This is a genomic window from Acidimicrobiia bacterium (assembly GCA_041394025.1).
GTDB lineage: Bacteria > Actinomycetota > Acidimicrobiia > IMCC26256 > JAOSJL01 > JAOSJL01.
This window is the reverse complement of record JAWKJA010000002.1, coordinates 253,024-272,532: the sequence shown is the minus strand read 5'-3', so window position 1 is coordinate 272,532 and position 19,509 is coordinate 253,024. Positions and strand designations below refer to the sequence as shown.

18 protein-coding genes are annotated in these 19,509 nt (G+C 69.2%); 7 read left to right on the top strand and 11 right to left on the bottom strand.

All coding sequences use genetic code 11. From position 1 onward, the window contains the following. Positions 1 to 113 precede the first annotated feature (113 nt). Positions 114 to 1,433, bottom strand: coding sequence for an ABC transporter substrate-binding protein (locus tag R3A49_01230; GenBank protein ID MEZ5169353.1), 1,320 nt, complete (start codon positions 1,431 to 1,433; stop codon positions 114 to 116). Between the two features lie 164 nt (positions 1,434 to 1,597). On the opposite strand from R3A49_01230, the gene R3A49_01225 reads away from it, so the two are divergent. Together R3A49_01225 and R3A49_01220 are read left to right on the top strand one after the other, a co-directional pair. Next, positions 1,598 to 2,551 carry a hypothetical protein gene (locus R3A49_01225; protein MEZ5169352.1) on the top strand — a complete coding sequence of 318 codons (954 nt, stop codon included), beginning with the start codon at positions 1,598 to 1,600 and terminating at the stop codon, positions 2,549 to 2,551. Positions 2,552 to 2,607: 56 nt separating this feature from the next. After that, entirely contained in the window at positions 2,608 to 3,513 is a 906-nt protein-coding gene (locus R3A49_01220) for a haloalkane dehalogenase (protein MEZ5169351.1), read from the top strand. A gap of 25 nt (positions 3,514 to 3,538) precedes the next feature. On the opposite strand, the gene R3A49_01215 is transcribed toward R3A49_01220, so the two are convergent. Then, positions 3,539 to 4,426: a DUF4333 domain-containing protein gene (locus R3A49_01215; GenBank protein MEZ5169350.1), complete on the bottom strand. Its 888-nt coding sequence runs from the start codon at positions 4,424 to 4,426 to the stop codon at positions 3,539 to 3,541. Between the two features lie 104 nt (positions 4,427 to 4,530). Further along, positions 4,531 to 5,226: an acyltransferase gene (locus R3A49_01210; protein MEZ5169349.1), complete on the bottom strand. Its 696-nt coding sequence runs from the start codon at positions 5,224 to 5,226 to the stop codon at positions 4,531 to 4,533. A gap of 63 nt (positions 5,227 to 5,289) precedes the next feature. Between R3A49_01210 and R3A49_01205 the strand changes: the two genes are divergently transcribed. Next, on the top strand, positions 5,290 to 6,081 hold the full coding sequence (locus R3A49_01205) for a hypothetical protein (GenBank protein MEZ5169348.1): 792 nt from the start codon (positions 5,290 to 5,292) through the stop codon (positions 6,079 to 6,081). Then, positions 6,078 to 6,869, top strand: coding sequence for a hypothetical protein (locus tag R3A49_01200; protein MEZ5169347.1), 792 nt, complete (start codon positions 6,078 to 6,080; stop codon positions 6,867 to 6,869). The genes R3A49_01205 and R3A49_01200 overlap by 4 nt, the downstream gene beginning before the upstream one ends. A gap of 247 nt (positions 6,870 to 7,116) precedes the next feature. Here R3A49_01200 and R3A49_01195 read toward each other — a convergent pair whose 3' ends face one another. Then, entirely contained in the window at positions 7,117 to 7,905 is a 789-nt protein-coding gene (locus R3A49_01195; protein MEZ5169346.1) for a Ku protein, read from the bottom strand. A gap of 47 nt (positions 7,906 to 7,952) precedes the next feature. Between R3A49_01195 and ligD the strand changes: the two genes are divergently transcribed. Beyond that, a complete protein-coding gene (gene ligD / locus R3A49_01190; protein ID MEZ5169345.1) occupies positions 7,953 to 8,864 on the top strand; it encodes a non-homologous end-joining DNA ligase in 912 nt (303 codons plus the stop codon). A gap of 26 nt (positions 8,865 to 8,890) precedes the next feature. Here ligD and R3A49_01185 read toward each other — a convergent pair whose 3' ends face one another. Continuing rightward, positions 8,891 to 10,102, bottom strand: coding sequence for an acetyl-CoA C-acetyltransferase (locus R3A49_01185; GenBank protein MEZ5169344.1), 1,212 nt, complete (start codon positions 10,100 to 10,102; stop codon positions 8,891 to 8,893). 138 nt (positions 10,103 to 10,240) lie between these two features. Here R3A49_01185 and R3A49_01180 point away from each other — a divergent pair, with 138 nt between their 5' ends. Then, positions 10,241 to 11,053 carry a helix-turn-helix transcriptional regulator gene (locus tag R3A49_01180; protein MEZ5169343.1) on the top strand — a complete coding sequence of 271 codons (813 nt, stop codon included), beginning with the start codon at positions 10,241 to 10,243 and terminating at the stop codon, positions 11,051 to 11,053. Positions 11,054 to 11,232: 179 nt separating this feature from the next. On the opposite strand, the gene R3A49_01175 is transcribed toward R3A49_01180, so the two are convergent. Next, a complete protein-coding gene (locus tag R3A49_01175; protein ID MEZ5169342.1) occupies positions 11,233 to 12,261 on the bottom strand; it encodes an LLM class F420-dependent oxidoreductase in 1,029 nt (342 codons plus the stop codon). A 161-nt stretch (positions 12,262 to 12,422) separates the two neighbouring features. Here R3A49_01175 and R3A49_01170 point away from each other — a divergent pair, with 161 nt between their 5' ends. After that, positions 12,423 to 14,612 (top strand): MMPL family transporter, encoded by a 2,190-nt coding sequence (locus R3A49_01170; GenBank protein MEZ5169341.1) that lies wholly within the window; start codon positions 12,423 to 12,425, stop codon positions 14,610 to 14,612. Here the strand turns inward: R3A49_01170 and aat are convergent. Genes aat through R3A49_01145 form a run of 5 tightly spaced genes read right to left on the bottom strand, consistent with a single transcriptional unit; the run spans position 14,601 to position 19,388 of the window. Beyond that, on the bottom strand, positions 14,601 to 15,281 hold the full coding sequence (gene aat, locus R3A49_01165) for a leucyl/phenylalanyl-tRNA--protein transferase (protein ID MEZ5169340.1): 681 nt from the start codon (positions 15,279 to 15,281) through the stop codon (positions 14,601 to 14,603). The two genes, R3A49_01170 and aat, sit on opposite strands and share 12 nt — an antisense overlap. Before the next feature lie 8 nt (positions 15,282 to 15,289). Next, on the bottom strand, positions 15,290 to 16,543 hold the full coding sequence (locus R3A49_01160) for an acyl-CoA dehydrogenase family protein (GenBank protein ID MEZ5169339.1): 1,254 nt from the start codon (positions 16,541 to 16,543) through the stop codon (positions 15,290 to 15,292). Next, positions 16,540 to 17,790 carry an acyl-CoA dehydrogenase family protein gene (locus R3A49_01155; protein ID MEZ5169338.1) on the bottom strand — a complete coding sequence of 417 codons (1,251 nt, stop codon included), beginning with the start codon at positions 17,788 to 17,790 and terminating at the stop codon, positions 16,540 to 16,542. The genes R3A49_01160 and R3A49_01155 overlap by 4 nt, the downstream gene beginning before the upstream one ends. A gap of 51 nt (positions 17,791 to 17,841) precedes the next feature. Next, complete coding sequence (gene fabG, locus R3A49_01150; protein ID MEZ5169337.1) at positions 17,842 to 18,609, bottom strand: 3-oxoacyl-ACP reductase FabG; 768 nt, start codon at positions 18,607 to 18,609, stop codon at positions 17,842 to 17,844. Beyond that, entirely contained in the window at positions 18,609 to 19,388 is a 780-nt protein-coding gene (locus tag R3A49_01145; protein ID MEZ5169336.1) for an SDR family oxidoreductase, read from the bottom strand. The genes fabG and R3A49_01145 overlap by 1 nt, the downstream gene beginning before the upstream one ends. Positions 19,389 to 19,509: the final 121 nt, after the last annotated feature.

Here is a 19,509-nt window from a genome sequence, read left to right as displayed (position 1 = left end):
TGACAGAGCCACGCACGATGTTCAAAGCGCGCTCGGTTCACAGTGCTGTCCACGGTGCTCGTCACAGAGCTGTTCACCCGGGTCGACGCACCGGGCGTCCCGTCGTTCGCTCACTACTTGGTCGACACGGGGAGACGGTTGCCGTCGATGCACTCGAAGCCCTCGTCGGGGAACTCACGCACGAACTCCCCGTCGCGCACCTGCACGTACATGTAGCAGTTCGTCCCGATGTTCTCACCCGGATCGGCAAAGACGTGCATGCCGAGTCCGTTCCACTCCGTGATCGAGTGCAGCTCGTCCATCAGCCCCTCTCTGGTGAGGTCGCTCCCCAGCGCCTTCGCCGCCGTCGCGAACAGCAACCCCGCCGACCACGACTGCACGCCGAGAGCGTCCGGTGAGGCACCCGGGACGGTCTTTTCGAGCCAGTCGAGGTACGTCTGCATCATCTCGCTCGTGTCGGCCTCCTCGAAGGGGACGGTCGTCACGTAGACGTGAACTCCCTCCGCCGTCGCGCCCGCCGCCTCGAGGAAGGCCTCGTTGTAGACCTGCTGGCCGGCATCGACCCACTCGGGGGCATATCCCTGCGTCTCGGCCTCGAGCAGGAAGTTGGCCAGATCGACGTCCTCGGCCTGCACGTAGACGTACTCGGCACCCTTGTCCTTCGCGGACTTGACGCGAGGCTGCCAGTCGGCCGTGCTCTCCCCGATCCCGATGTCGTCGTTGATGATCCACTCGAAACCGATCTCCTCGTACGACTCCACCTGAGCGTCGGCCTGGCGTCGCGCCGCGCTCGGAGCGGCGAACATCGCAGCGTGCTCGGCGGCATCGGGCGCCTGCTCCACGACGTGCCGGCCCGGGCCGGTCGCCCACGAGTCGGGCGGGTTCGGGATCGGCTGGACCGTGAGAGTCGTTTCGCCCCCTGCCTCGGGAGAGCCGGTGATGCCCGGAACGTTGGGAATGCCGCACTCGAGCTGGGCCGGAATTCCCGCGTCGTCGAAGACCGAGCCGTTGCCCACCATCGCGAATGCGCTGCCGCACGCCTTCTCGACCGCCTGGAGGTGCTCGGTGAGCTTGGAATCCAGCTTCTCGAGCACGAGCTCACGACCCAGGATGCCCCCGAGCGAGTTGCAGTACGCCACGAAGGCCTCCACCGCCTCCTGGTTCTGTTGGAAGAGCCCGGGCAGACCCGGCACGGCGAGGTCGGCGACGTTGGCGATCGTGATCGACTCGTCGCTCACGCCGGTGTCGGTGGCACCCGAGGCGTCGCCCTCCCCGCAGGGCGACTCGATCCCGCTTTCGGGCGGCTCACCGGCCTGTTCGGTGGAGTCGGTGCCGCCACCCTGTGCCACCACGGCCTGATCATCGGTGCGCGAACCGCACGCCGCTGCCAGCAGACCGACCACGACCACGAGCACACCCAGCCGAGCCCTCATCTGATTCCCCCCAAACTGCATGAAACGCACACGAGACAGGGCAGCATGACAGAGCCACGCACGATCTTCAACGGGTCGCTCCTCGCGGGTCGCACACCCCGGCGACGACAGGACCCGGGGAGCACCGGTCGTCGGGGCGCTACCGTCCCGTCGGTGAGCACATCGTGAGCAGGCTCCGGCGCTCCGCGGGAGCTTCGTTGGTCGGTCTGGGCCTCCTCGCGGCGACGATCGCCTGGAGCGCTCTCGTTGTACGCGTCACGGTGCTCGACGCCGACCGGCTCGCCGATTCCGCCGAGGAGCTGCTCGGTGCCGAGGAGGTCCGCGATGCCGTCGCCGGCAACCTGGAGGACGAGATCGCCCCGCTCCTCCCCGCAGGCACCGAGACGCCCGGTTTCGACGACGCCACGGACGCCACGATCGAGGATCCACAGTTCGTCGCCGCCTTCTCGTCGGCCCTCGTGACCCTGCACGAGAACGTGTTCGCCGGCTCCGACGCACCCCTCGTCCTCGACAGCGGCGCCGTCGGCGCGGCCTCCACCAACGGGCTGGCCAGTGTCGACCCGGCACTCGCCGCCCAGGTCCCGCCCGGAACACGGCTGGATGTGCCGCTGACGACCGTCGACCCGCCCGACCTGTCGTGGGTCACGACGGTCGTGACCCTCGTCATGATCCTCGGCGCGGTCGCCGCCGTCGGACTCCTCGCGTCCGGGCTCGCGACGACACCGCACCGGGCGGTCACCCTCCGCCGGATCGGCAGGTTCGCCCTCGTGCTCGCCGCGGTCCAGCTCCTCGTCGCGGTCGTCGTTCCGTCTCTGCTGCTCCTCGTGCTCGGGAGCGGTTGGCCCGAGGTCGGTATCCGGACGTGGCGCGCCTTCGCCTGGGGCCTCGTGATACCGGCGATGGTCCTCACCGTCGTGGGTGGGGGCTGTGTCCTCGGCGCACGCGCGCTCCGTCGGACGACCCGGTCGGAGCCCGCAGCCCCGTCGCCGGGCCGGGTGGGCTCCCCGCCCCCGGCTCCCGCACCGTCGCCGGCGGGCCCTGCCCCGGCCGCGGCGCCGTCGCGGCCTGCCGGCTCCGAGCGGGAGCGCATCCGGGACTGGGTCTGGCCCGACAGCTGAGGCGGACGCGACGCCGGATCGACAGCGCCGGCACGCGCCCGCCAGGAAAGGAACACGTGGAACTCCTGCGGACACCCGACGAGCGGTTCCAGAACCTGCCTGACTACCGGTTCGAACCGCACTACGTGGAGGTCGACAGCGGTGACGGCGCGACGATTCGGGTTCACCACCTCGACGAGGGTGACGCCGGCGCCCCCGCCGTTCTCCTCCTGCACGGCGAGCCGACGTGGTCGTACCTGTACCGGCACATGATCCCGGTCCTCGTGGAGGCCGGGCTTCGCGCGGTGGCCGTCGACCTCGTCGGTTTCGGTCGGTCCGACAAGCCGACGCGACGGTCCGACTACACCTACCAGCGTCATGTCGACTGGACGGGCTCCGCCCTCGCCCGACTCGGCCTCACCGACGTCACGTTGGTCTGCCAGGACTGGGGTGGCCTGATCGGGCTCCGCCTGGTCGCCGAGAGACCTGACCTGTTCGCCCGGGTCGTGGCGGCCAACACGTTCCTGCCCACCGGAGACATCGATCCGGGCAGGGCGTTCCGGAGTTGGCGCGACTTCTCGCAGGCGGTCGAAACTCTGCGCGTCGGCGACATCGTGAACACCGGAACGACGACGGACCTCCCGGCCGACGTGATCGCCGCCTACGACGCGCCGTTCCCCGACGAGTCGTACAAGGAGGGCGCCCGCCAGTTCCCGGTGCTGGTACCCGCATCGACCGACGATCCGGCCCGCGACGCCAACCTGGAGGCCTGGGAAGTGCTGCGGCGCTGGGAGAAGCCCTTCCTCACGGCCTTCAGCGACGGCGATCCGATCACCAGGGGCGGAGACATCGTCTTCCAGGCGGAGATCCCGGGTGCCCGGGGTCAGGCGCACACGACGATCCAGGGCGGCGGGCACTTCCTCCAGGAGGACAGGGGGCCGGAGCTGGCACGCGTGGTCGCCGAGTTCGTGGCGTCGACCTGAGCGTCGACGCCGACGGTGAGCACCGTCAGCCCTCGGCGGGCTCCTCGGCCTGGGCCCCGAAGTCGATCGTGAGGCTGCCGTCCTCCTTCACGGTGACGACCGCCGTCGTGCCGTCGCCGTCCGGGATCTGCACGAGGCACTCGATCGTGGAGCCCTTCGGTGTGACCAGCACCTGTTGGCCCTCCTCGGCGCAGAACGCAACGGCACGTGTGCCCTGCTTCCGGTACTCCTCGACGAGGAAGCTCTCGATGTCGTCGACAGGGACGACGGCGTCGGAGAAGGAGAAGTCCACTTTCCCCTGGTCGTCCGTCTGTGTGACGGTGATCTCGAGGTCCTGCCCGTCGATCACTGTCGAGCAGGTGAACTGCCCGCCCTTCTCCACGACGACGTCGTTGGGGCAGGTCACACGTTCGACCGAGACTCCCGGGTTGTTGCCCTGGAGGTTCTCGGTCATCGTCTCCTCGGCCTTGTCGAGGTCGAGTGGGACGTCAGCGGACCTGACCAGCAGGACGACCAGGACGGCGAGCGCCGCCACGGCGAGAAGGGCCAGGTTCACCCAGGCGAGCACCTTGGCCGCTGTGACCAGTCCCGAGCCGCCGAGTGCGCCACCCGAGACGCTGATCCTCTGCTCAGCCCCCGCGGCCAGGAAGAGGGCCACCACGGACCCGATGAGAGGGAGCAGCACGTACGAGGCGATGGCGAGCACGAGCGCGGCAATCGCGCCGCCGTCGGTGCGTTCCGGTTCCGTGTCGACGTACTCGTCGGCGTACTCGTCGGCGTCCCAGCCGGAGCCGACCATCTCGGCCTCGACCGGCTCAGCGGCGTCGCCGCTCAGGTCCCACGGATGGGCGGTTCCGGTGTCGGCTCCACGGTCGATTCCGCCGTCGACTCCACCATCAGCGTCGTCACTCATGGCCGCTTCGGGTCCCCCGTCTCACACGTCTCTGCCCGTGCTGGGTCGTCTGCCGGTGCGGGTCGCCGCGGCAGGGCCGCCGTCGGGCGACGGGCGAAATGTAATCACACCAACGGGTTCGACCGGGACACGGACGGCCGGCGGGGGTGGCCCGGTTCGCGACCCGGTGCGGCGAAGGGGCGCACCCAGCCCTCACCGGTCACGTGCTGGCGAAGGACACGGGCGGGGTTCCCGGCCGCGACACAGAAGTCGGGCAGGTCGGATGTCACGATCGAGCCGGCACCGACGACGGCGTGGCGCCCGACAGTCACACCGGGGAGCACGACCGTGCCGTGCCCCAACCAGGCGCCGTCGAGGATGCGGACCCTCTCGTGACGCCCGATCTGGAGCCCCGGGGGCGTGCCGAGGTCCTCGTAGCCGTGGTTGTGATCGGTCACGTAGACGTAGTGGCCGGTCCACACGTCGTTGCCGATCTCGATCCCCCAGTCGGCCACGATCCCGGTTCCCCGCCCGAACACGCAGCGGTCGCCGACCCTGAGCAGGGGCTGGTTCTCGGGAACGTGGCTCGGGCTCATGCCCGCCGACAGGGTCACGTTTTCGGCGATCAGGGTGTCGCGTCCGAGCTCGATCCACTGCTCGCCCATCAGGCTGGTCGCCGGGAAGCAGATCCGGGTGCCCGACCCGAAGGCGGCAAAGCGGCCGGCCCGACGGGTTCCGCTGTCGATGGCCCCGTAGCGGGCGGCGGCGCCCCACAGGCCGTGCACGGCGGCGGCGGCGAGACGGTGCAGCGAGCCGGCCATGGCGCAGGAGCGTAGTACCCACCCTGTCGGTGGCCGTCACACGTCGTCGCTAGCGTGCGTCCCATGAAGGACCGGCCTCCCGCCTCCGCCGTCCACGCGTTCCAGCTACGGCTGGACCCCGGCCTCGGGCTCGACGCAGCACCCACGCCACCGACCCCCGCGATCGATCGGCCGCCGACTCCACGCGACTCACAGCGAAGCCGGGTCTATCGAGCCGAGTCGGCGGTCACCGACACGAACCTGAGTGCGCTCGCGGCCTGCGGCGATGAGATGGAACGGGTCGCGGCAAGTACGTGGTGGGCAGACCGGTTCCCCGACCTCACCGACGGCCGACTCCCGCGACTCCGGCCGGGCAACGGTGCGCGCCGCGCCTTCTACCGCCCGGAGCCGGAGCCCAGCATCACGCTCCCCCGCCGGTACCGCCTCCTGGGCGTCCTCCTCCACGAGATGACGCACTGGGCCCTCGACGGCACGATCGGCGTCGCCGACCACGGCCCGACCTTCACGCGTGTTCTCCTCGACGCCACCGCCGAGTTCACGGGCACACCCCGCGCCAACGCGTTGGCCCGCTCCTATCGCGACCATGGCGTCAAGGTGGGCGCTGTCGGGCGGGTCGACGGCTTCGGTCGCGTCCGCTACGGCTGGGACGAACGCCTCGAGCGGCGCCGTCACCAAGGCGTCTCGGTCGTCACCGAGGACCCCGACCCGCTCACCGGCGTGTTCCTCGGGTGGGCACGCGGCAAGCTCGCGATCCGGCTCGAGCTCCCCAATGGCGAACGGACGTCGGTGCCCGTCGCCGGCCTCCTCGACGTCGAGATCCCGCACGATTCCCCGGCGCGTGGCACCACGCCGTGAACGAGCCCGCACCGCCCGCTCTGCTGATCACGGGGATGCACCGTTCCCACACGTCGCTCCTCGCGCTCTTCCTCCAGGCCATGGGCGTCTCCATCGGCGATGCGCTGCTCCCCGGCGACGACGGCAACCCGACCGGCTACGGCGAAGACACCGAGATTCTCGAGATCCAGCGACGCCTCGTCGCGGAGGCAAGTGCCCCCCACGACGCCGGCGGCTGGCCCGACTGGGGTTGGACACCCGCTGAGCGCTTCGCGCCGCCCGAGCGCACCGAATCCGTGCTCCGGGGCTACGCTCAGCGTCGACGCGACCACCTGGGCGCAGGAGTAGCGGCGTGGGGGTGGAAGGAGCCGCGGACAACGCTCCTGCTGGAACAGTGGGAACGAGTCCTCCCCGACGCCGCCCGTGTGTTCGTGTACCGGCACCCCCGCGGCGTCCAGGAGTCGATGGAGCGCCTGGGGTTCGCCCCCGAGATCTCGGCACGAGCGCTCGACATCTGGAGCTTCTACAACGAGGCGATCGTGGAGGCACTCGTCCGCCGCCCCGAGCGCAGCGTTCTCGTCGTGAGCTCGGTGGTCGCCACCGCACCCGACACGCTGGTCCGGTTCGTCGAAGAGGCCATCGGCCGCGACCTCCCCGGCGATCCCGCAACCGCAGCCCGCGCACTCGTCGATCCCGACCGTGCCTGGCGCCCGGGCGAACCTCACTTCGGCGCCGAGACCCCTGCGTTGCCCGACAGGGCGCGAAACGTTCTCATCTCCCTGGAGACGCTCGCGGCCTGGCGCCCGTAGGCTCGGAGGGCATCGACGAAAGGTGGCAGCATGGACGCGGTCAAGGGGCGGGTTCAAGGCTGCCACAGGACTGCACAAGACGATCCCCTCGTGGCAAGGGTCGGATCGGCGGTCGGGGCTTCGGTACGCCGGTGCTCGAGCTCGCCACGACGGGACGGATCGCCACCGGCGAGGAAAAGGCCGAACTCCGGTCCGAGATCATCGAGAGATAGCGGTGCCACGCCGCACGTCGAACGGGTCGACCGTGTCAGGCTGAGCGCTTGCCCTTCTGCTCGGCCTCGTCGAGGCTCCTCTCGAGCGCCCGGGCCAGGTCGACGATCTCGGCCGTCTCATCCGCCACGGGCGCGGCCACGATCTCCTCACCCGCCGCCTTCTTCTCGATCAGGGCCAGCAACTCCTCGCGGTACGTGTCGTCGAACGCGTCGGGGTCCCACGTCTCGGTGAGCGACTCGATGAGCTGCGTCGCCATGACCCGTTCCTTCTTCGTGACCTCGAGGGCGTCGATGTCGCCCGGGAGCTCGCGGGGCAGCACCTCGTCGGCGTAGCGCATCGTCTCGATCACCAGCATGCCGTCGAGTGATCGGATCGCCGCGAGGCTCTCCTTGGTACGCAGGACGATGCGGCCGATGGCCACCTTGTTGGTGTCCGCCATCGCCTCGACGAGGAGCTTGTAGGGCTTCAACGTGTTGGGATCGGGCTGGAGGTAGTAGGGCGTGTCGAACAGGAGCGGGTCGATCTCCTCGAGGTCGACGAACTGCTCGATCTCGATGCTGCGCGAGGACTTCGGCGCCATCGCCTTCAGCTCGTCGGGCTCGACGACCACGTACTGACCGGGGGTGAGCTCATAGCCCTTCACGATGCGGCTCTGGTCGACCACCTCGCCCGTGGACTCCGCCATCTTCTTGTAGCGGACGCGCGAGCCCGACTCGCGGTCGAGCTGGTTGAACGACACGTCCTTCGACTGCGTCGCCGGCGTGAGCTTCACCGGGACGGTCACGAGCCCGAAGCTGATCGCCCCCGACCAGATGGTGGCCACACCCGTTCCCTTCTCTGCCCCTTCTCGGCGTTGCTAGCGTCAGCGTAGTGGCGGGAACGGTTCGCGTGAATCACGGAGGTCGGCACCTCACGGTCGGCAACCTCGACAAGGTGATGTACCCCACCACCGGGTTCACGAAGGCCGACGTCATCGCCTATTACGCGGCGATCGCGCCCGTGATGGTCCCGCATCTGACGGGTCGCCCGATCACGATGGTGCGCTTCCCCGACGGTGTCGACGGTGAGTCGTTCTTCGAGAAGCGCTGCCCCGGCCACCGCCCCGACTGGATCACGACGACCCACGTGGGGCGCAGCGACGACGCGAAGAGCTATACGGCCTGCGTGTTCGACGAGCCGGCGGCACTCGTGTGGGCCGCCAACCTCGCCGCCCTCGAGCTCCACGCTCCGCTGGCGCTCGCCGACGATCCCAGCACGCCGACCCAGGTCGTGTTCGACCTCGACCCGGGTGCGCCGGCCGACATCACCGACTGCGCGCAGGTGGCGTTCGATCTCCGGGCCGTTCTCGACGCCGCCGGCCTCGTCGGCTTCGTGAAGACATCGGGGAGCAAGGGCCTCCACATCGCAGTTCCGCTGAACGCCCCGGCCGGGACCGGCGCCGACCACGACACGACGCGGGAGTTCGCGCTCGCGGTCGGGCAGGTCCTGGCGAAGCGTCGCTCCGATGTGGTCGTCGACATGGACCGCTCCGCGCGACGCGGGAAGGTCTTCGTCGACTGGAGCCAGAACGCCCGCCACAAGACGACCGTGAGCGTCTACTCGTTGCGCGGCCGCGAGCGGCCCACCGTGTCGGCACCACTCACCTGGGACGAACTCGAAGACCGCGCGTCGTCGGGGCCGACCGCTCTGGGCCTCGAGACGGCGGAGGTCCTGGAGCGAGCGGAGGAGCACGACGACCTCCACGCGGAGGTCCTCACCCTCGAACAGGAATTACCCGGTTAGCCCGAGGCGAGGCAGAGAAATCGCGGTCAGGACATCCGTTCCACGATCATCGCCATTCCCTGTCCGCCGCCCACGCACATCGTCTCGAGGCCGACGGTGGTGTCGGAGTCTTCGAGGCCGTTCAGCAGCGTCGACATGATGCGAGCACCCGTCATGCCGAAGGGGTGCCCGAGGGCAATGGCGCCGCCGTTGACGTTGAGCGTGTCGATGTCGATGCCGAGAGCCTCGGCCGACGGGAGGACCTGGGCGGCGAAGGCCTCGTTGATCTCGACCCGGTCGACGTCGTCGATGGTCATCCCCGCACGCTCCAGGGCCTGACGGCTGGCGCCGATGGGGCCGAGCCCCATGATCTCGGGGTTGAGGGCGCTCACGCCGCTCGACACGACACGGGCGATCGGCGTGATCCCGAGGTCCCTGGCACGGGTGTCGGACATGACCACCACGGCGGCGGCCCCGTCGTTGAGCGGGCAGGCGTTGCCGGCCGTGATCTTTCCGTCCGGTCGGAACACGGGCTTGAGTTCGGCCAGCTTCTCGACCGTCGTGTCGGGCCGCGGACCGTCGTCGGCGCTGACGAGGGTTCCGTCGGGTGTCGTGACAGGTGTGATCTCCCGCTCGAAGAAGCCGTTCTTCTGCGCCTCGACCGCACGCTGCTGTGAGCGGGCGGCAAACTCGTCCATGGCCTCACGCGACACGTTCTCGAACTCCGCGACGTTCTCGGCGGTCTGTCCCATCGCGATGTAGGCGTCGGGAAGACCTTCAAGGGGCTCCCACGACGGTTGGTCGCCCTCGGAGCGCTGGAGAGAGCGGAGCTGGGCGTCGGCGAACTTCGGGTTCTGCGTGTCGGGGAGGCTGTCGGAGTTGCCGGCACCGAAGCGGCTGACGCACTCGACACCTGCGGCCACGAAGGCGTCACCTTCTCCGGCCGTGATGGCGTGGGCGGCCATCCGAATGGTCTGCAGCGACGAGGAGCAGTACCGGGTGATCGTGGTGCCGGGAACGTCGGGCATGTCAGCGAGAATGGCGACGATGCGGCCCATGTTGAACCCCTGCTCACCGCCCGGTAGGCCGCACCCGAGCATCAGGTCGTCGACCTCGTTGCGGTCGAGCTCGGGTACCTGGTCGAGCGCGGCGCCGACGATCGTGGCGGCCAGGTCGTCGGCACGCAGGTCGACGAGCGATCCCTTGAACGCACGCCCGATGGGGCTCCGGGTGGCGGCAACGATCACGGGCTCGGGCATGGTGGCTCCTCGGAGGTGGCGTTCACGGCGGTACCGGGCGTCGAAGAACCTAGGGTACCGGCAGGTCGGTGAGCCGATCCGGACGCCCAGAGCGCGAAAACCCTTCAGGTGCGTGCAGAGAGTGCCGAACTGTCAGGCATGGAGAGAGCCGACCCGGAGGCGGGCGAACCCGCTCGCGGCTACACCTACACCGAGGGACTCCCCGACGAGCGCGTGGGTGCGGTCCTCGCCGCCTACAGGCGGGCAGTCTGCCTGTCGCGACGGACCGTCGCCAACGAGTCCGGTCTCGACGGCCACCGGCTCAAGGCGTACGAGCTCGGACGCTCACGGATTACCGACTCCGATCTCGTGAAGCTCGCCGAGGTCTACCGGGTCGACGTCGAGGACCTGCTGCCACCCCGCCGCGCCGTGGAGGTCGACGTCGACAATGCCCTCCTCCGGCTCGGAAGCACCGTCCGCGCCGTCGGGGACCCGGACCGGGACATGACCGCCGTGTTGCGCGAGTACCTGAACGCCGTCTACGAACTCCGCAACACGCCTCCGGACCGCCCGCTGCCGCTGCGCGAGGAGGATCTCGCGGCGTTGGCCGACGCTCTCGGCCACGAGCCCGACGTGATCGAGACGCGGCTCATGGACATCATGGACTGCACACGCGACGAGGCGGCGTCGATGCGTCGCCTCATCCTGCGGCGTCGGCTCGTGGCCCCCGCAGCCGGCCTGATCATGACCGCCGGGCTCGTGGGGTGCATGGATGTCGGCGCGACCGGTGGTGGCGGCGCCCGCGGTGACGACCCCGAGGTCGAGGTGGAGATCGGCGACGCGATCGTGATCGAACGCGGCGACGACGAGCCGACGGTCCGTGGCGGCGACGACGCCGGCACCGACGAGGTCGAGATCGGTACGGCCATCGTGATCGAGCGCGGCGACGACGAACCCACCGTCCGCGACTAAGCCGAGGATCAGCGGCGCAGGTACCCTGCGACGCCCGAGGCGGGGCCCAGCGGCCTGGCGGCGCAGCCGCCGAGAGCGGCAGATCGAAGCCGAGGATCAGCGGCGCAGGTACCCTGCGACGCCCGAGGCGGGGCCCAGCGGCCTCGTGCGAAGCACGTAGAGCGGGAAGTAGGCCCGAATTACCCGAGCACGACGTCGGCGATGTTCCGCAGTGTCGGGACGTCGCCGTACACGAGGAACGTCGTGACCACCGACTCGCGCCAGCGGTCCATCTCGGCCCGGATCTTGTCCTTCGGCCCGACGAGCGCCACGTCCTCGACGAGTCGGGTGGGCACGGCGGCCGTCGCCTCGTCCTTGCGGCCGTCGAGGTAGAGCTCCTGGATCTTGTGCGCCTCGGCCTCGTAGCCCATGCGCGCGAAGACCTCCGTGTGGAAGTTCTGGCCCTTGGCCCCCATCCCCCCGATGTAGAGGGCCAGCATGGGCCGGTACGCGTCGGCGGCGACCTCCGTGTCGTCGTGAATGATGATCGGCACGGTGCACGCGACCTCGAAGTCGGCGGCCGTCCGGCGCGCACCCGGCCGGGAGAACCCCTCGTCGAGGGCATCCCGGTAGAAGGAGTCGTCGCTGGGGTTGAAGAACAGGGCCATCCAGCCGTCGGCGATCTCCGCGGAGAGCGCCACGTTCTTCGGCCCCTCGGCGGCGAGGTAGATGGGGATGTCGTTGCGTAGCGGGTGCACGATCGAGCGCAGAGGTTTCCCGAGCCCGGTCCCGCCGGTGAGCGGCATGTCGTAGTGGTCACCGTGGAACTCGACCTTCTCGTCGCGGGCGACGATTCGGCGGATGATATGGACGTACTCGCGAGTGCGTGCCAGCGGCTTCGAGTAGTCGTCGCCGTACCAGCCCTCCACGACCTGGGGGCCGGATGCGCCGAGCCCGAGGATGAAGCGCCCACCCGAGAGGTGGTCCATGGTGATGGCCGCCATGGCGGTGGCGGCCGGTGTGCGGGCCGACAGCTGGATGATGGACGTTCCCAGCTTCACCGTGCTCGTGGCGCTGCCCCACCACGCCAGTGGTGTGAGAGCGTCGGAGCCCCATGCCTCCGCGGTCCAGACCGAGTCGTAGCCGAGCCGCTCGGCCTCGGCGATCTGTTCGTCGACTCCCACGGGCGGCTGCGCACCCCAGTACCCGAGCTGTAGTCCGAGCTTCATCCGCCGTTCCTTCCTGCTCACGCGAGCGACCGTCGACGTCACCGCGGCGGCTGTGGGCGCCATGATGCCAGAGGTCGGCGGTCCCGGCACCGACGGGGATTGGCGCGGCCACGCGGCCGCCACCGCTTACGCTGCATCGTCAACGGCCCCAGGGAGGTGTGATGGCTCGGTTCCTCGAACGGCTCGGTCGCGGCGCGGCCCGCCACCACTGGGTGGTGCTCGGCCTCTGGCTCCTCCTGCTCGTCGGGATCGGAGTCGGCGCCAAGGCCGCCTCGGGCGACTACAGCGACAACTTCACGATTCCCGGAGCCGGCTCCCAGAAGGCGATCGATCTGCTCGAAGCCGACTTCCCCGCGCAGAACAACGCCTCCGCCCAGATCGTGATCGAGGCGGAGTCCGGGACCGTCACATCCGGCGACAACAAGACGACGATCGACAGCGCACTGGCCGAGGTCGGGAAGCTCGACCACGTCGTCGCCACCCCGACGCTCACGGCGGCACCCGACGGCGACTTCAAGGACAGGATCGGGCTGGCCCAGGTCCAGTACGACCAGCAGATCCAGGACCTCACGACCAAGGCCCTCGACCAGCTGGAGTTCGCCACGGCGGCTGTCGCCGACTCCGACGATCTCACGATCGCGTTCGGTGGCGAGGTCGCCGACATCGACAACCCACCGGCCGCCGGCAACGCCGACGAGATCGGCCTCGCCTTCGCGATCGTGATCCTGCTGTTCGCGCTCGGGTCGGTCATCGCCATGGGACTGCCCGTCGCCACAGCGCTGATCGGGCTGGGCACGGGTATCGGGACCCTGGCGATCGCGTCGGCCGCCTTCGACATCGGGACCGTTGCTCCGACGCTGGGGACGATGATCGGCCTCGGGGTCGGTATCGACTACTCGCTGTTCATCCTGATGCGCCACAAGCGCAACCTGGAGGACGGCACGGGGATGCTCGACTCCATCGGGACCGCCGTCGCGACCGCCGGGCAGGCGGTGCTGTTCGCGGGCACGACCGTCATCATCGCCCTCTGCGGCCTCTTCCTCTCGGGTATCCCGTACGTCGGAGTCCTCGGCGTCTCGGCCGCCCTGGTGGTCCTCGTCATGATGATCGCCGCGCTCACACTCCTCCCCGCCCTGATGGGCCTGGCGGGAAGCGGCGTCCTCCGCTGGCATATTCCGGGGATCGGTCCCCGGCCGCGCGTCACCGCGACCGCCGCCGACGAGACTCACGACCCCAGCCGGTACGCGTCGTTCGTCGTGAAGCGCCCGTGGCTCCTGTTCGCTCCCATCCTTTTCGTGCTGTTGGCACTCGCCGTCCCCACGACCGACATGCGGCTGGGTCAGACCGACGACGGCACGGCGCCCGAGAGCAGCACCCAGCGCCAGGCCTACGACACGATCACGAAGGGCTTCGGAGCGGGAGCCAACGGGCCGCTGCTCGTCGCCATCCGGCTCAGCGGCTCGGACGGCGAGAAGGAGGCCGAGGCCGTCAAGAACGCCGTCGCCGGCACCCACGGCGTCGAGGAGACCCTCCCGGTCCAGTACAGCGACTCCGACAAGGACACCTCGAAGGCCGCCGTCGTGGTCGCCGTCCCGACCTCGGCGCCGGATTCGAACGAGACGAACACGCTTGTCGCGACGCTGCGCGACACGACGATCCCCGACGCCACGAAGGGCACCGGCGCGAAGGCGTACGTGGGTGGCATCACCGCCGAGTACATCGACCTCGGCGCCCGCATCCAGAGCAGGCTGCCCCTCTTCATCGGCGCCGTGATGGGCCTGTGCTTCCTTCTGATGCTCGTGGTCTTCCGCTCGGTGCTGGTGGCACTCTCCGCGAGCCTCCTCAACCTGGTGTCGGTCGTGGCGGCCTACGGGGTCATCACCGCCGTCTTCGAGAAGAACGTCCTGTCGAGCCTCATCGGTGTCGACCAGAGCGTGCCCATCGTGTCGTTCGTGCCACTGATGCTCTTCGCGATCCTCTTCGGGCTGTCGATGGATTATCAGGTCTTCTTCCTCAGCGGCGTGCGCGAGGAGTTCACCCGCAGCAGCGACCCCAAGGAGTCGGTGATCTTCGGGCTCGGCGGAGCGAGTCGCGTGATCGTGAGCGCCGCGCTCATCATGTTCACCGTGTTCGGTTCGTTCGTGCTCAACGAGAACGTCACCATCAAGATGTTCGGGCTCGGTCTGGCCGTCGCGGTTCTCTTCGACGCCCTCATCGTGCTCGCCGTGATGCCGGCACTCATGACCGTCTACGGGCGTGCCGGCTGGTGGATCCCCCACTGGCTCGACAGGTTCCTCCCGAGGATGGAGATCGACGCGCACGGCTCGCGCGCGGCCGCCTCAGGGAGTTGAGGCGACGCTCTCCCACACGTCGGGACGCTCCAGAGCAGAGGCCAGGCGGCGCAGGTACTCGGAGCGGCTGATCTCCACGGCGCCGAGGGTGGCGAGGTGATCGGTGCGCCACTGCACATCGAGCAGCTCGGCACCGCCGGTCCGGAGGATCCCCACGAGCGCCGTCAACGCCACCTTCGAGGCATCCGACTCCCGGTGGAACATCGACTCCCCCGCGAAGAAGCCCCCGATACCGACGCCGTACAGGCCGCCGACCAGAGCTCCGGACGCGTTGCGTGTCTCGACACTGTGCGCCCACCCCATGCGGTGGAGCATGACGTAGGCGTCGACGAAGGAGTCGTCGATCCAACCACCGGAGCCTCGGCGCCGGTCGGCGCATCCGCGCATGACGTCCTCGAAGGCCGTGTCGACGGTCGTCGTGAAGCGTCGGACCGAGCGACGCAGCGACCGCGACACCTTCAGGCCGTCGAGGGGAAGCACCCCTCGCGGATCGGGCGACCACCATCCGAGCGGCCCGCCCTCTCCGAGGCGCATCGGGAAGATGCCACGTCGGTAGGCGACCAGGAGCGTGCCGGGCTCGAGATCGGCGCCGGCAGCGAGGACTCCGGCGTCGTCGGCAGTGTCGACGGCCGGGAACTCCCAGGGGCTCGGCGGTGGCTCGACGGGCACCGCGGGCGTCAGGTGGGCAGCAGGAGCTCGCGAAACGGAGTGTTCTTGTCGGGGCCGGGCTCCTTGGGCAGGCCGAGCACCCGCTCCCCGATGATGTTCCGCTGGATCTCGTCACTCCCGCCGTAGATCGACACGGCTGGGCTGTAGAGCGCACCCTCCTGGATCCCGCCGCCACCCGGTGTGGCGGGACCCATGATCATCCCGTCGGACCCGAGCACGGACAGTCCGACCTCGCGCGTCAGGCGGGTCACCTGGCTCATCGTGAGCTTGGCGATGTTGCCGGCACCGGCGACCTCTCGACCCGCCCGCCGGGCACCTTTGGCGCGTTCGGACGACATCCGTCCGACCTCGTTGAGGATGTGGAGGTGGGCGAGCTCCTGGCGCAGGACCGGATCGTTCGCGCGACCCAGTTCTCGGGCGAGCGCGATGAGCGGAGCGGCGCCACGCCCTGCTTCTGCATTCGTGCCCTTCGGACGGCGCGACACGAGGTCTCCTGCGCGGACGTCGAGCATTCCCGCCTTGCGGCCGGCCATGGCACCACCACCGCCGCCGCTGCCTCCCGTTCCGAGACCGGAGCGCTCGGCAGCGAGCGTCGTGTTGGCGACCCGCCAACCCTCGCCGAGCCCGCCGATACGCGCGCTGTCGAGCACGCGGGCCTCGTCGAGGAACACCTCGTTGAACATGGCATGACCGGTCATCTCTCGCAGCGGCCGGACGTCGACGCCGGGCTGATCCATCGGGAGGGCGAAGTACGAGATCCCCTGGTGCTTGGGGAGGTCGGGGTCTGTGCGGGCGATGAGCATTCCGAGGTCGGCCTGGTGCCCGAACGACGTCCACACCTTCTGGCCCGTGACGACCCACTCGTCGCCGTCGCGCTCGGCCCGGCACTGGAGGCTCGCCAGGTCGGAGCCGGCACCGGGCTCGCTGAAGAGCTGGCACCACCCCTCCGTGCCGGCGACGATCGGGCGCAGATAGCGCTCCCGTTGCTCGTCGGTGCCGTGCACGAGGATCGTCGGGCCGGCGAGGAGGAACCCGAGCCCGGCGGGCGCGCCGATCGCCCCTTCGTCGGCGAGCTCGTCACGCACGACGGCCGCCATGTTCTGCGGGAGCCCCTTCCCCAACCACTCCTCGGGCCACGTCGGGACCGCCCAGCCGCTGTCGGCGAGCCGCGCCCACCACTGCTCGACCGTGAGGTCGGGATCCCAGTTGTCGTCGATCCAGGCGCGTAGCTCGCTGCGGACCTCGTCGACGGTCGGGTTCATGCGGTCTCCTCCCGTGACAGCAGGTCGATGGCGATGTGGCGGATCTGCATCTCGTCGGTACCGGCGTAGATCTGGAGCACCTTGGAGTCGCGGGCCAGTTGCTCGACCTCGTACTCGGCCATGTAGCCGTTGCCACCGAAGAGCTGCACGGCCTCCAGCGCCACCTCGGTGGCCGACTGCGCGGCATAGAGCTTCATCGCCGACGCCTCCGCGAGGGTCATGTCCTCACCGGCCGCGCGCATCTCGATGGTGCGGTACACGAGGTTCGTGACGTTGAGGCGCGCGACCTCCATCTTCGCCAGCTTGAGCTGGATCAACTGGTAGTCGCCGATTCGCTTCCCGAACTGCACGCGGTCCCGGGCGTAGTCGACGGACAGCTCGAGGCACCGTTCGATCAGCCCGAGCGCCATACACGCGACCCCGCTGCGTTCGATGATGAAGTTCTCCTTGGCACCCTCGCGCCCGGAGCCCTTCGAACCCTCGGTTCCGCCGAGCAGCCGGTCGGCACCCACACGCACGTCGGTGAGGAACAACTCACCCGTCGGCGAGGAGTGCAGGCCCATCTTGCGCAGCGGTTTGGTCTGCTCGAACCCCGGCATGCCGCGGTCGAGGACGAAGTTGAGGATCTTGCGGTCCTCGGGTGCGTTGCCCTCGTCGAGCTTGCAGATGAAGACGGTGGTGTCGGCGAAGGGGCCGTTGGTGATGAAGGTCTTGGAGCCGTTGAGGATGTACTCGTCGCCATCTCGAACGGCCGTCGACTTCATGCCCCCGAAGGCGTCGGAGCCGGACCCCGGTTCGGTGATGGCCCAGGCTCCGATCTTGTCGAGTGTGAGGAGGTCGAGCCCCCACCGCTCCTTCTGCTCGATGGTCCCCTTCGACATGATCGTGCCGGCAGCGAGCCCGGTGCTCACACCGAGGGCCGTGACGAGCCCGGGCGAGCATCTCGACAGCTCGACAACGGGGATCAGCGACAGGGCCGGGTCCTTGTCCGACGAGCGCCCCGGCTTCTCGGGGACCTCGTCGCCGCGCGCCTCGGCCTCTTCGCGCTCGCGCTGCACCTCGATGCGCTTCTTGAACTGGTCACGCGCGAGGGCGTCCATGCCGAAGGTCCGAAAGAACTCCCGCAGCACGTCGTAGGGAGCGCAGTCGCCGAACTCCAGCTCCTCGCGGCGTGGCCGGATCTCGGTCTCCACGAACTTGCGGACGGCGTCACGCACCATCAGCTGTTCGTCGGACAACTGGAACATCGATCGCTCCTCCTCGGGGCCTTCAGCGCCTCTCTGATGGTAGGGCGTGACTCACCAGACGTTCGTGCCGCCGTCGACCGGAAGGGCGTGGCCGACGACGTAGGAGGCAGCATCGGAGCAGAGCCACACCGTGGCGGCGGCAATCTCCTCGGGCGTACCGAGTCGGCCCATGGGGACCGCCATCGTGAGCATCTTCTCCATCGTCTCGTCACCCGCCAGGTACGATTCGAGCATCGGTGTCGGCACACTTCCCGGACACACGGCGTTGACGCGCACGCCCGCACCCACGTACTCGAGCGCTGCCGCCTTGGTGAGACCGACGACACCGTGCTTGCTCGCCACGTAGGCCGGGAGTCCCGGAAACCCGAGAATGCCCGCACCCGATGCCATGTTGACGATGGCGCCGGCACCGGCGTCGACCATCGGGGGGATCTCGTGACGCAGGCAACTGAAGACACCCGTGAGGTTGAGATCGAGCACCCGGCGCCACTCGTCGAGGGGATAGTCGCCCACGTTGCCGCCCGGCCCCGTGGTTCCGGCATTGTTCACGGCGGCATCGAGCCTCCCGAACCGGCGGGTGCACTCCCCCACCATGGCCTCCACCGCGGCATCGTCGGTCACGTCCGTGGCAATGGCGTGGCCTGTCGCCCCTTCCCCCTCGATCATCTCCACCGTTTCGGCCGCGCCGTCACGGTCGAGATCCGCCACGACGACGACTGCTGAGCCGTGGCGCGCGAACTCGACGGCGCAGGCGCGACCCAGTCCGGAGGCTGCGCCGGTCACCACGACGACGCGGTCGCTCCATTCGCCGTTGTCGATCACCCGAAGTACTCCCCGCCGTTCACGTCGAGGGCCTGACCGGTGATCACCCGCGACATGTCGGAGGCGAAGAACACGATGGCCTGCGCGACATCGTCCTGAGGCGAGATGAACCCGAGGGGGATCCCCGCCTCGATCTCGGCGATGATCTCCGATTCGGGGACATCGCGGTTCTCCGCCTGCCAGCTCACGTAGAACTGGACCCCCGGTCCCCATATCCAACCGGGCACCACCGTGTTCACGCGAATCCCCTCGGGGGCGAGTTCCCGAGCCAGGACCTGGGTGGCGGTGTGCAACGCACCCTTCGACGTGGCGTATCCACCCTCGTCCCCCCGGATCTTGCGGGCGCTCATCGAACCGACGTTCACGATCGACGCCCCGTCCCGCTTCTTCAGACTCGGGATCGCCGCCTGAGTGACGTGCAACGCGCCGAACAGGGTCACCTCCATGATGTCGCGCCAGATCTTCAGGTCGACCTGTTCGAACGGGCCGTAGAGATCGGGCATGAAGGCCGAGTTGACGACGCAGTCGAGAGCGCCGAACTCGGCGACCGTCGATTCCACGAGCCGTCGGCACGCGTCGGGATCAGTGACGTCGGTCGGCACCGGGAGCGAGCGACCGCCGAAACCTTCGATCTCGGTCGCGACGTCGACGAGACGCTCGTCGCTTCGTGCAGCGAGCGCCACCGCGGCACCCTCGCGAGCGAACGCCACAGCGGTGGCCTGACCGAGACCCGGGCCCACGCCCGTCACGATTGCCACCTTGTCCTCCAACAGCACGGCTGCCCTCCCGACGGATTCGACACGGTTGCACAGATCTCCGAACCACCCGTCGACGGCGCGCGGACGGTGCGGGACATGACACAGTGACAGCCGTCGTGTCACCCGAGCAAGGAGCACC

Bases quoted from the DNA above. Each gene is read 5' to 3' on its own strand.
- R3A49_01205 (MEZ5169348.1), top strand. From the start codon at position 5,290: ATGAAGGACCGGCCTCCCGCCTCCGCCGTCCACGCGTTCCAGCTACGG.
- R3A49_01230 (MEZ5169353.1), bottom strand. From the start codon at position 1,433: ATGAGGGCTCGGCTGGGTGTGCTCGTGGTCGTGGTCGGTCTGCTGGCA.
- R3A49_01170 (MEZ5169341.1), top strand. From the start codon at position 12,423: ATGGCTCGGTTCCTCGAACGGCTCGGTCGCGGCGCGGCCCGCCACCAC.
- R3A49_01185 (MEZ5169344.1), bottom strand. From the start codon at position 10,102: ATGCCCGAGCCCGTGATCGTTGCCGCCACCCGGAGCCCCATCGGGCGT.
- R3A49_01210 (MEZ5169349.1), bottom strand. From the start codon at position 5,226: ATGGCCGGCTCGCTGCACCGTCTCGCCGCCGCCGCCGTGCACGGCCTG.
- R3A49_01155 (MEZ5169338.1), bottom strand. From the start codon at position 17,790: ATGTTCCAGTTGTCCGACGAACAGCTGATGGTGCGTGACGCCGTCCGC.
- R3A49_01215 (MEZ5169350.1), bottom strand. From the start codon at position 4,426: ATGAGTGACGACGCTGATGGTGGAGTCGACGGCGGAATCGACCGTGGA.
- R3A49_01175 (MEZ5169342.1), bottom strand. From the start codon at position 12,261: ATGAAGCTCGGACTACAGCTCGGGTACTGGGGTGCGCAGCCGCCCGTG.
- R3A49_01180 (MEZ5169343.1), top strand. From the start codon at position 10,241: ATGGAGAGAGCCGACCCGGAGGCGGGCGAACCCGCTCGCGGCTACACC.
- R3A49_01160 (MEZ5169339.1), bottom strand. From the start codon at position 16,543: ATGAACCCGACCGTCGACGAGGTCCGCAGCGAGCTACGCGCCTGGATC.